This window comes from Domibacillus sp. A3M-37, from assembly GCF_024213455.1.
In the GTDB taxonomy this organism is placed as follows: domain Bacteria; phylum Bacillota; class Bacilli; order Bacillales; family Domibacillaceae; genus Domibacillus; species Domibacillus tundrae.
The window spans coordinates 1-10,525 of sequence record NZ_JANAVL010000040.1; the positions used below are offsets into that span (position 1 = coordinate 1).

14 protein-coding genes and 1 pseudogene are annotated in these 10,525 nt (G+C 38.9%); 5 read left to right on the forward strand and 10 right to left on the reverse strand.

From position 1 onward, the window contains the following. Nucleotides 1–91: 91 nt before the first annotated feature. Nucleotides 92–232: a hypothetical protein gene (locus tag NLX67_RS21795; RefSeq protein ID WP_254313502.1), complete on the forward strand. Its 141-nt coding sequence runs from the start codon at nt 92–94 to the stop codon at nt 230–232. 10 nt (nt 233–242) lie between these two features. On the opposite strand, the gene NLX67_RS21800 is transcribed toward NLX67_RS21795, so the two are convergent. The 6 genes from NLX67_RS21800 to NLX67_RS21825 form a co-directional block, all read right to left on the reverse strand. After that, entirely contained in the window at nt 243–449 is a 207-nt protein-coding gene (locus tag NLX67_RS21800) for a hypothetical protein (protein WP_254313503.1), read from the reverse strand. 65 nt (nt 450–514) lie between these two features. Beyond that, nucleotides 515–631 carry a YjcZ family sporulation protein gene (locus NLX67_RS21805; protein ID WP_254313504.1) on the reverse strand — a complete coding sequence of 39 codons (117 nt, stop codon included), beginning with the start codon at nt 629–631 and terminating at the stop codon, nt 515–517. 519 nt (nt 632–1,150) lie between these two features. After that, nucleotides 1,151–1,249, reverse strand: coding sequence for a YjcZ family sporulation protein (locus NLX67_RS21810; RefSeq protein ID WP_254313505.1), 99 nt, complete (start codon nt 1,247–1,249; stop codon nt 1,151–1,153). 662 nt (nt 1,250–1,911) lie between these two features. After that, nucleotides 1,912–2,022 (reverse strand): YjcZ family sporulation protein, encoded by a 111-nt coding sequence (locus tag NLX67_RS21815; RefSeq protein WP_254313506.1) that lies wholly within the window; start codon nt 2,020–2,022, stop codon nt 1,912–1,914. Between the two features lie 407 nt (nt 2,023–2,429). Next, on the reverse strand, nt 2,430–2,588 hold the full coding sequence (locus tag NLX67_RS21820; protein WP_254313507.1) for a YjcZ family sporulation protein: 159 nt from the start codon (nt 2,586–2,588) through the stop codon (nt 2,430–2,432). A 675-nt stretch (nt 2,589–3,263) separates the two neighbouring features. After that, on the reverse strand, nt 3,264–3,482 hold the full coding sequence (locus NLX67_RS21825; protein WP_256520080.1) for a YjcZ family sporulation protein: 219 nt from the start codon (nt 3,480–3,482) through the stop codon (nt 3,264–3,266). 308 nt (nt 3,483–3,790) lie between these two features. Here NLX67_RS21825 and NLX67_RS21830 point away from each other — a divergent pair, with 308 nt between their 5' ends. Both NLX67_RS21830 and NLX67_RS21835 read left to right on the forward strand, forming a co-directional pair. Then, nucleotides 3,791–4,168 (forward strand): hypothetical protein, encoded by a 378-nt coding sequence (locus NLX67_RS21830; protein WP_254313508.1) that lies wholly within the window; start codon nt 3,791–3,793, stop codon nt 4,166–4,168. A gap of 116 nt (nt 4,169–4,284) precedes the next feature. Further along, a complete protein-coding gene (locus tag NLX67_RS21835; protein ID WP_254313509.1) occupies nt 4,285–4,638 on the forward strand; it encodes a hypothetical protein in 354 nt (117 codons plus the stop codon). Between the two features lie 469 nt (nt 4,639–5,107). Here NLX67_RS21835 and modB read toward each other — a convergent pair whose 3' ends face one another. After that, nucleotides 5,108–5,764 carry a molybdate ABC transporter permease subunit gene (modB, locus tag NLX67_RS21840; protein ID WP_254313510.1) on the reverse strand — a complete coding sequence of 219 codons (657 nt, stop codon included), beginning with the start codon at nt 5,762–5,764 and terminating at the stop codon, nt 5,108–5,110. Between the two features lie 5 nt (nt 5,765–5,769). Further along, the gene (gene modA / locus NLX67_RS21845) at nt 5,770–6,582 is read right to left on the reverse strand and encodes a molybdate ABC transporter substrate-binding protein (RefSeq protein WP_254313511.1); all 813 of its coding nucleotides are present in this window, start codon (nt 6,580–6,582) and stop codon (nt 5,770–5,772) included. Between the two features lie 145 nt (nt 6,583–6,727). Here modA and NLX67_RS21850 point away from each other — a divergent pair, with 145 nt between their 5' ends. Beyond that, nucleotides 6,728–7,654, forward strand: a complete 927-nt coding sequence (locus NLX67_RS21850; protein ID WP_254313512.1) for a substrate-binding domain-containing protein — start codon at nt 6,728–6,730, stop codon at nt 7,652–7,654. 87 nt (nt 7,655–7,741) lie between these two features. Here NLX67_RS21850 and NLX67_RS21855 read toward each other — a convergent pair. Next, nucleotides 7,742–7,912 (reverse strand): annotated as a pseudogene (locus tag NLX67_RS21855) (helix-turn-helix domain-containing protein); the annotation flags it as partial. Next, the gene (locus NLX67_RS21860) at nt 7,913–9,475 is read right to left on the reverse strand and encodes a sensor domain-containing diguanylate cyclase (protein ID WP_254313514.1); all 1,563 of its coding nucleotides are present in this window, start codon (nt 9,473–9,475) and stop codon (nt 7,913–7,915) included. A 361-nt stretch (nt 9,476–9,836) separates the two neighbouring features. On the opposite strand from NLX67_RS21860, the gene NLX67_RS21865 reads away from it, so the two are divergent. Beyond that, a complete protein-coding gene (locus tag NLX67_RS21865; protein ID WP_254313515.1) occupies nt 9,837–10,412 on the forward strand; it encodes a hypothetical protein in 576 nt (191 codons plus the stop codon). Nucleotides 10,413–10,525 lie beyond the last annotated feature (113 nt).

Sequence of the window (10,525 nt, forward strand, 5' to 3'; positions counted from 1 at the left end):
TTTTAAAAGCTGGCAAGAAGGGGCATGTGCCGGTTCCATTCTTTTATTTGGACATATTATAGGAACTATTTAGTGGAGAGGAGAGTTAAAAATGACAGAAGAAGAGAGGGAGCATATCTTCGGAATTTATAGACACGGCAAGATGTTTGAAAAGCTAAAGTATCCGCTCTATGTTTCTGGTGCTATAAAAAAACGACTGCAGTGCAGACAGTCTTGTAAAAAGTCGGAATGACATTCCCTTATCAGTAGTACGGACGGCCGCACCGGCGTGGATAACCTGGGTCTACGACGACGTTTCTTGTAATAGGCTGGTAAATGTGCCGCGGCACATTGACGATGTGCTGCCGGTTGACGTGTATAATCGGGTGGATATAAGGGACCTCACGGGGAATGTAAGAATCACGATACACACATCGCGGTGGGCATACTATCGGTCTCGGACAACGCATGAAAATCACCTCCTATTCTAATAAATAGAGGTATCACCTTTTAAAAAATGATGCCTGATCCGTCATCAACAATAACCTCCACGACCAGCAAACGATGCTCCAATGATAATCAAAAGAATGAACAGAACGACCACTAATGCAAAGCCACGTCCCTGTCCGCCATATCCTGCTACTGCACTCATTAATTTTCCACCCCCCTTAACAAAAAGGTAGTAAAGCAATTATATAAATCAATGTCTTTTAATTGGCCTATTCTTATAAGATATGAACAGAGAAACGTATTGGATTAAGCGTTTGCCTCCAATGAGAATCTTTTTTTTTGTAAAAGAGGATAATAAGTTGACTCGTTTCATCGAAATCACGAGGGGTCCTGCGCCGGACGTAAAAAAACGGCCCTTGTGCGGAGGCCGCTTTGCTAGTTATCGGAGGTTTCCGTGAGCGAAGTTATTTCTTTCTAATTTTATCCTATGCCTTATATTAAAACGTTGAACGGCAGGATACCCCATGCGTAGCCATTTTTCAACGATACATTCATCAATAATGCCAGTATATGTGCGGATAGATCGTTTTAGTCCGTAATCATGACGGAAATCAACAGGCAGCAGACGAAGCAGGCCGCCAAAGCATGACAAAGAGCGCCATTTCTAAGCGATTGAGAACTCCGGGGATGGAATCGCTGAAATGGCGCCGGATCATTTAAATTAGTAACCGCCCATCATTGTAGCGCCAACAATGATTAGAAGAATGAATAATACTACAATCAGCGCAAAGCCGCTGCCACCACCGCAGTAACCGCCCATATCATATCACCTCCTTTACGGAAAGATAGTGAAGCAATTATATAAATCAATGTTTCTTAATTGATCTATCTTATAGAATATGAACTGAGAGACGTATTGGATTAAGCGTTTGTCTCCACTAATAATCTTTTTTTGTGAAAGTGATTAGAATGTTGGTGTAACCAATACATACACAAAAGACCAGCTCCCCGAAGGAAACTGGTCTAGATTAAAGTTAATAGTATAAGCCCGCTTTACGGTGTCTATAAGGCGCATAAAAAAAGCCGCGGAAAGCTCCGCAGCAATAGGGGGTTGAAAGTATGTAAGCAAAGGTCTGTTATTCATTACCCGTTGCGGAGAAGAAATAAACTATCCATAAAAAAACGGCCCTTGTGCAGAGGCCACTTTACTAATTTATCGGAGGCGTATATGAAGTCCATGGTCTATTTAGCTATTAGCGCCGGTTAAATTTATTATATGCTTTATATTAAAAACGTCGAGGGCGGATACCTCAGTATGTAGCCATTTTCTCAATGGTACACGTAAGTATATGTGCATATAGCTTGATTTGCTCCGTCCTGATCCCGAACTGTAGCCGGTATCGGCTAGCTGCTAAAAATAAAACGGCCATTACATAAAGAGTAACGGCCGTTAACTGGCATTGTGGAACGTAAACCGGGAAATTAGTATCCTCCCCACACTGTTGCGCCAATAATGATTAAAAGGATGAACAAGACAACCACCAAAGCAAAGCCACTACCGTAACCGCCGCCATGTCCTGCTACTGCACTCATTAATTTTCCACCTCCTTTACAGAAAGGTAGCGAAGCAATTATATAAATCAACGTTTCTTAATTGATCTATGTAATAAGATATGAACAGAGAAGCGCATTGGATTAAGCACTTGTCTCTACTGATCATCTTTTTTGCGAAAGAAATTAGTATGGTATGGATGAAGAGAATGAAATCTGTTAATTTACTGTAAATATGCCTGATATGCCAGCCGTGTGTGGTGATTCGGACTGAATATGTCGTGCTGTAGCAACGAGGAAGGCGCTTAATTAGGCATCCGGGAATCCGAGGTGTGTAGATTAACCGATGTGACAATCTGATATCTGTATTAAAAACGTGAAAGGACGCCATTATCAAGCGATTGAGAACTCCAGGGGGAAGTCGCTGAAATGGCGCCAGATCATTTAAATTAGCAGCGACCGCTCAATGTAGCACCAATGATGATTAAAAGAACGAACAACACAACAACCAGCGCAAAGCCGCTGCCGCCACCGCGTTTGTAACCGCCGCCGCAACCGCACCCATAGCCATGACTGTAGCCGCCATAACCGCCGTAGTAACCACCCATATTATTTCAACTCCTTTACAGAAAGGTAGCGAAACAATTATACAAATCAATGTCTTTTAATGGATCTATAATAATCGGATCCATCTTACAGGATGTGAACAAAGGAACGTATTGGATTGAGCACTTGTCTCTACTGATAGTTTTTTTGTGAAAGAGAATAATAAGTTGAATCGTTTATGCAGGCACAGGCCGTCCGCTGGATCATCCGGCACTTTCGGCCGATGTGACAATGTTGGTGCAACCAATAAATACACAAAAGACCAGCTCCCGAAGGAAACTGGTCTAGATTAAAGTTAATAGTATAAGTCCGCTTTATGGTGTCTATAAGGCGCATAAAAAAAGCTGCGGAAAGCTCCGCAGCAAAAGAAGATGGGGTTGAGTAGTACTGTGCTAGTTGTCAGAGGTTCACATTGCAACATTATCATTCGGTAAATTTATTATATGCCTTATATTAAAACGTTGAACGGCAGGTTACCCAATATGTAGCCATTTTTTTACGGTACATTCATCAATAACGCCAGTATATGTGCGGATAGATCGTTTTAGTCCGTAATCACGACGGAAACCAACAGGCAGCAGACGAAACAAGCCGTCAAAGCATGACAAAGAGCGCCGTTTCTAAGCGATTGAGAACTCCGGGGATGGAATCGCTAAAATAGCGCCGGATCATTTAAATTAGCAACCGCCCATCATTGTAGCGCCAACAATGATTAGAAGAATGAACAACACTACAATCAGCGCAAAGCCGCCGTGACCGTGTCTAGGTCTCTCACAGCACTCAACAGCTTCTACACGTCTCTCGCAGTGTCCGTAACCGCCGCCGTAGCCGCCGTAACCACGTCCTCCGACCCCACATATAATTCCACCTCCGTTTACAGAAAGATAGCGATGCAATTATATAAATAAATATCTCTAACATCTTTTAATTGATCTGTAATAATTGGATCTATCTTATAGAATATGAACTGAGAGACGTATTGGATTAAGCGTTTGTCTCCATTAATAATCTTTTTTTGTGAAAGAGAATAATAAGTTGACTCGTTTCATCAGCAGTAAAGGATCTGGGCCTCAACGGTGAAAAAAGCTGATTTATAATAATATTCGTTATGAGAGTTGATTGCTCAATCGTGTTACAAGCTTTATGAATAAATTATAGAATATCAAAATAATAGGAGGTGGTAGAGTCGCTAGGAGCTGAAACATTGATTAAACGAATTGTTTATAGCCTGCCTGAAAAAAAATACTGGAGGTTTTTGGGCCTAGGGATTCTGCATAGAGTGAATTGGATTGAGCATAGAGTGGGAATTTATGCCGGTTTTGATTATCCGATTGTAACGAATGAAAAGCAAGCAGTAATTCATGATTGTGCGTATCACGCTGGAGTGGTCGCTGCAACTTCTTTAGCTGGAGTCGTTGAAGCTTGTCAAAGTGGAGTTGGATGTCGGGATGCTATAGCGGCTGGTTTGCCGGCAGCTAATTCAATATTACGGGAAACATTCTTTAAATGTATTGAAAGTTCAGGATTGCCGGATGAAGTAAAAAAACAGGTAGATATTGGTATTTATCTAAGGTGCGAATAATAAGGAAGAGCGGATTAAAACCGCTTTTTTTTATGCATAAAAACTGTTATGTACACTCCCTTTAGCTTTAAAGTTGCATAACATGTAAAGGGCTAGATATTTTTTCAAGGGAGTAGGTGAAAACATGGCTAACGAAATACCGGTCCAAGGATATGGAAGCCCATTTTACGGTGGATATGGTGGATACGGACCGTTTTATGGCGGATATGGTGGCTATAGTCCATTTTACGGTGGATACGGTGGACATGGTGGATACGGTGGATACGGTGGACATGGTGGATACGGTGGACATGGTGGATACGGTGGACATGGTGGATATGGTGGATACGGTGGACATGATGAACATGGTGGATATGGTGAACATGGTGGATATGGTGAACATGGTGGATATGGTGGATATGGTGAACATGGTGGATATGGTGAACATGGTGAACGTGGTGGACATGGTGAACATAGATAGCCCATTTTAAGTCAGATATAGTGGATTAGGAAGCACAATAGGTGTCCCCAAACTTGGGGACACCTATTTTTATGCATAAAACCTGTACCAGTCAGAAATGAAACAGGCGGGTGAGAAAGTATCGGAGTTGCCAATCTGATCAACGCAAAGCCGCTGCCACCGCCGCGGACATAACCACCGTAACCACCGAAAAGTCCCATACCAATTCACCTCCTTTACGAAAAGATAGCGAGCAATTATATAAATCAACGTCTCTTAATTGGTCTATCCTATAGGATACGAACAAAGGAACGTATTGGATTGAGCACTTGTCTCTACTGATAATTTTTTTGTGAAAGAGAATAAGGGGTAGCGTCAGGAAAATGCAGATTTACAACGTTAAGAGATTTCATATGAAAAAACCCCGATTCCTGCATGATTTACAAAGGGAATCGGGGTTTCTTTCCTTTAATGAAAGAATAGCATTTATATGTTTAATTTTAAGACTTCATTAGGTTTACGCAGATCAACATAAAAAATGAAATACCAATCATACTCACTACCCATAACCAAGCCATTTGCATATCACCTGAGTCAATGGCTATATAGATGGCTGTTGGCGTTGTTTGTGTTTTCCCTGGGATGTTCCCTGCAAACATGAGTGTGGCTCCAAACTCACCTAATGCTCTTGCAAAACTCAGTATCCCACCCGAAACAATGGATTTAAGTGCAAGAGGAATCGCAACAAAAATAAATAAGGTGAATTCATTTGCCCCATCCACACGAGCTGCATTTTGAATATCCTCATCGATCGCTTCAAATCCTGTCTTAGAAGATTGATACATAAGGGGAAAAGCGACAACAGCAGAAGCAATAATAGCAGCCCACCACGTAAACATAACAGGCTGTTTAAATACCCACTCTATCCATTGCCCTACCGGACTATTCCTTCCAAATAAAACAATCAACAAAAACCCCACAACAGTAGGAGGTAATACTAAAGGCAAAAGGAAAACCGTTTCAACGATGGCTTTCCCTTTGAATGTCGTATTAGCCATTACCTTTCCCAATACCAATCCTAAAACTAAAACGATGAGACTGGATACACACGCTATCTCAATGGAGAGTCTGATCGGTGACCAAAAATCTGATGCCATTTTAATTAATTCAGACTTTCAAATCCATACTCTTCTAAGTTCTTCATCGATTGTTCATTTTGAAGATACTCGTAGAAGAGCTGGGCTTCTTTTGGATGGGAGCTATCCTTAATCACACCCACTGGATAAATAATCGGAGCGTGAGTATTTTCATCAGCCGTTGCGATAATCTCCACTTTTGGAGAAACCAACGCATCTGTTTTATAGACAATTCCTGCGTCAACATTGCCCGTTTCAACATATGTAAGTACCTGGCGAACGTCCTTGGCGTATACCACTTTTCCTTCAACGGCTTTCCAGACATTTAACTTTTCTAATGTTTCCTTCGCATACTTACCCGCTGGTACAGATTCAGAGGTACCAATGGAAATTTTCTCAGCTTTGGTGAGGTCTTCGAATGCTTTGATTCCTTGATCTGCATCCTTCGGAACCACCAGCACAATTTCATTTCCAACAAGATCTATTCCTTTTTCCTTTTCTATTTGCCCTTCTTCCACTAACTGATCGAATTTGTCCTCAGCAGCAGAGAAGAAGAGATCAACCGGTGCTCCCTGAGAAATTTGTTGTTGAAGAGACCCTGAAGCACCAAAATTATAGTTGATTTTCACATTGGGATGTTCCTTTTCAAAAGCCGCTGTTATGTCACGTAAGGCGTCTTGTAAACTGGCGGCGGCTGAAATCGTCAATTCCACTTCTTCATTTGAAACTTCCTGCTTTTGTTCTTCTTGTTTGTTGCTTTGTTCATTTGCTGAACAGCCAGACACCATTAGCAATAACAGCGTAATCGAGAAAAATAAAAGATATAATTTTTTCTTCATTTCCATTCCCCCCCAACTAGTTATAATTAGATATAACTTATTATAACTAGTTATGATTAAAAATAAATGCAAAATATCGCTTTTTTATTACCAATTTCCTTTTTAAAAGAGGGTGAGATAAAATTAAATATGGAGGGATGCAAAAATGTCAAAGGAGCTTTCCTATACAATTGAAGAAGTATCACAACTTTTAAAAGTATCGAAACTAACCATATATGACCTTGTTAAAAAAGGAGAACTGCCTGTATTTCGTGTCGGAAGACAGATGAGAATGGACGCAAAAGACTTGGATAATTATATAAAAAATCATAAAACTACAACTTCCATAGTCCCAATTGCCGAACTTCACAGTCCCCAAACGAAGGAATCGCTCAATATTATTATTAGTGGTCAAGATATGGTTCTAGATATACTCGGAAGGAGCATTGAGAAACATTCCACTTATAAAACCTTACGATCTTATGAAGGAAGTTTAAACAGTCTGATCTCTATGTACAATGGAAACTGTGATATCGTTAGCTTGCATATGTTTGATGGAGATACGGGAGAGTATAATCTTCCCTATATAAAAAAAATTTTGGTGGGATATCCTTATATTTTACTCAATCTTATTTCAAGGAAAGCAGGTTTTTACGTTCAAAAAGGAAACCCACTAAACATTATCTCTTGGACTGATTTAAGTCAGGAACATGTAAAAATCATCAATAGAGAGAAAGGATCAGGAGCTCGGATCCTACTTGATGAACAGCTCAGAATCAACAATATTCCTTCTAAGAATATTAAGGGTTATGAACAAGAAGAGACCAGCCATTTAAGTGTGGCTTCAGCTGTTTCTAATGGGCTAGCAGATGTGGGAGTGGGAATTGAAAAAGTGGCTAAAATAGTTGGAATAAATTTTATTCCATTAATAACAGAACGTTATGACCTGGTTATTCTAAAAACGCCTGAAAACGAAAAACTTATAAGTATTGTAAAGAAAATTTTATCTTCCCATCCGTTTCAGTCAGAAATAAACTCGCTTGGGGATTATGATCATTCTCAGACAGGATCTATTATTTATGAAACATTTTAAAAAGGAAGGCTGCTGAAATTCAACAGCCTTCCTTTTTAAATGCACATGTACAGTTTCAGGAAATTTTCAGTATTTATGAATTTGAAGTTAAACTCCTTGTTCTATTTCCTTTAGTCTACGATAAAACGCTGCCCGACTGACTCCTGTAATTGCGCATATCTCTTTTATAGTTTTATCGGTAGTGTTACGTAATTCAATGGCATGATTCATTCCTGGATGCTTATCTGTATATTTTTTTACTCTTCCTCGATATTTACCTTAGTTTTTATTATTGTTTAAACGATTTGCAATGACTACTCTGTTTCTTCCCTCTTCTTTCGCTTTGTATAAAGCTTGGTCAGTCACTTTGAATAATTCTGAAAAATCACTTGCTGTAGTTGGCGAATTTCCAATTCCCATCGAAATCGTTATCGGCTTTCCAGTAGGACTAATTTTGGCCTCAGCTGTTTTCCTTATTCGTTCTGCAATCGTTTGAGCCAATGCTAGATCCGTTTCTGGGAGAACCATTAAAAATTCTTCTCCACCTATACGGAAACACAAATCACTTTCCCTGGTTTCTTTTTTAGCTAATTCGGACATGTATGTTAATACCTCATCCCCCACTTGATGTCCGAATTGATCGTTTACGGTTTTAAAACGGTCAATATCAAACAAAACGATGGAGTACATTCCTAAATGGCTAATCTTTTTTTCTAAAGAGCGGCGATTATAGTAGCCAGTCAGTGGATCAAGATTTGATTCACTCTCCGCATACGTCAGTTTTTTTTCATAAAAATTAACATTTTTTAAAATAGCACGCTTTAATTCCTTTAACTCAAAATACCAGTCGGGAATACGCGGAGTCGGCAATGAGGGATCTAGTGTAATTTGTTTTGCGTAAATGGCTAACATTCTTATAGGATTTACAATTTTTTTTAACATGGCAAGGGTTAGGACAAAAACAAAAACCATAAAGGGAAGGGCAATGAAGCTAACCTGCTTTGCCATTTCAATCGTCGGCTCTATAACAGATTTTTTTGGTGTTTGGGAGACAATCCCCCAGTTGCTTGTAGAAGCAGCATAACCAGCTAGCATTGAAACACCTTGTATAGTCATAACTTCTTGACTTCCCGTTTTCCCTTCCATAACTTGCTGCACGACTTCATTTTCTTTTACGTTAACATTAATCCATTCAGAATCAGGGTGATAAATAACATTGCCTTTCGAATCGACTACATATACATACGAATCATTTTCATGTTTTGGATGTTGGCCAAGAACTCTCGTTAGGCTGTTTTCTTCATGTAAATGGATGGTCCCACCTATAAACCCTTTATATGACCCACTATCATCAAAGACAGGTACAGAAACAAGCAATATCAGCTTCCCCGTCACGGCTACATAAGGTTCCGATATTAAGGGTACTTTCTTTTTCAAGGCTTCCTTTGTACCGATCCTATTCGATTTTGTACCCTCTAATTCCCTATTTGGTGCTGATGCAACGATACTTCCTGTTTGATCCACAAAAACTACGGAATTAAAAAACGTAGTAGATTCTAGCGTCTGTTTTACTTCCTCATATATTTCTTTAGAATCTGCGGTTGAATACTCTTCCTCTCCTGACTCCATGGTTAAGCTTTTAATCATATTTTCAAAAAGAGAATCCGTTGTACTAGCCAATTTTTGAGCGTAGTATTGATTCTCCATTAAATAATTCTTCTCCAGGTTGTTTTTACTTACTAAAATGCTTGAAATAGTACTTCCAAAAAAGGTACCAATCATGGCAAAAGCCAGTAAGCTCAAAACAAGAAAATGTATACTTAATCTAATAGGTTTCTTCATATATCTTCACCAATCAATGGAAAATTGCTATTCATATTCTGAATAGCCCAATAAAATATACCATGTCTGTTATAAATTCAACAATGACCAATAAGTAACAAAATTAAACAGTTTCTGAATTCTTTTTACTACACAAAAAACGCTCCAGATTCTAAAGATCGGGAGCGTTTCCAATACAACATAATTCTATGATATGCTCCCCTTTAAATAGACAGTTGTAAGAAAGCAACGCTACTATCTACTTGGAGGGGAGCATATCAGGGTATTATGTTGCATTTGAATTAAAAACACCCTAACTTTTGGAAAGTTAGGGTGTTTTTTTTATTTGTTAGTAATGTAAACTGAAAGGAGGAGGGATTCCATGAAAAAATTCTTCACATTATCAGCTTTTGTTTTCCTACTATCAGCTTGTACAAATCAATTTGAAGAAAAACTTATCACTGAAGAAAAAAATGATCCTGCCTATTTTGAATATACGTTAGAACCTGATCTTCATTCTTCATTGGAATTTCACTCTGTTGCTGAAGATGGTTCCACTCAATTGATTCAAACACCTCGACCTTATACTATTCAAAAAGGAACGCCAATCAAAGTTATTGCGAATATCACTAATAATGGAAAGGCGGACTATACATTTGATGGAAATCCGTGTGATGGTAAACTGACTATCTCAATTACTAATAATGAACAGACATTTACTTTGAATGGGCAAGGGGATGTTTCACCAGAAGCTTGCATTGAACCTCTTGTTACCCATACGTTAAAAAGCGGAGAGACTATCAAAGCAGAAGCTATTTTTCAAACGGATTATGACGGTTTGGCTACTAAACCTCCTGAAGAGGTTATGAAAGAGTTAAGCATTAATCCTTTTACTGTTCACGCAAAATATGGAGAGCAACAATTTAGTGCAACATTTGAAATACAGGATAAAAAATAAAAGTAAATTGTATAATAACAGTGCTATATCGAATGCAACATAAATGCTATTTTGTTGTATTTACAACACTCCCTTTTTTAGAATCGGGGGTGTTTTTTTGCTGCTTATATTAA

Bases quoted from the DNA above. Each gene is read 5' to 3' on its own strand.
- NLX67_RS21820 (WP_254313507.1), bottom strand. From the start codon at position 2,588: ATGGGTGGTTACTACGGCGGTTATGGCGGCTACAGTCATGGCTATGGG.
- NLX67_RS21810 (WP_254313505.1), bottom strand. From the start codon at position 1,249: ATGGGCGGTTACTGCGGTGGTGGCAGCGGCTTTGCGCTGATTGTAGTA.
- NLX67_RS21815 (WP_254313506.1), bottom strand. From the start codon at position 2,022: ATGAGTGCAGTAGCAGGACATGGCGGCGGTTACGGTAGTGGCTTTGCT.
- NLX67_RS21860 (WP_254313514.1), bottom strand. From the start codon at position 9,475: ATGAAGAAACCTATTAGATTAAGTATACATTTTCTTGTTTTGAGCTTA.
- NLX67_RS21865 (WP_254313515.1), top strand. From the start codon at position 9,837: ATGAAAAAATTCTTCACATTATCAGCTTTTGTTTTCCTACTATCAGCT.
- NLX67_RS21800 (WP_254313503.1), bottom strand. From the start codon at position 449: ATGCGTTGTCCGAGACCGATAGTATGCCCACCGCGATGTGTGTATCGT.
- NLX67_RS21805 (WP_254313504.1), bottom strand. From the start codon at position 631: ATGAGTGCAGTAGCAGGATATGGCGGACAGGGACGTGGCTTTGCATTA.
- NLX67_RS21850 (WP_254313512.1), top strand. From the start codon at position 6,728: ATGTCAAAGGAGCTTTCCTATACAATTGAAGAAGTATCACAACTTTTA.
- modB (WP_254313510.1), bottom strand. From the start codon at position 5,764: ATGGCATCAGATTTTTGGTCACCGATCAGACTCTCCATTGAGATAGCG.
- modA (WP_254313511.1), bottom strand. From the start codon at position 6,582: ATGAAGAAAAAATTATATCTTTTATTTTTCTCGATTACGCTGTTATTG.
- NLX67_RS21795 (WP_254313502.1), top strand. From the start codon at position 92: ATGACAGAAGAAGAGAGGGAGCATATCTTCGGAATTTATAGACACGGC.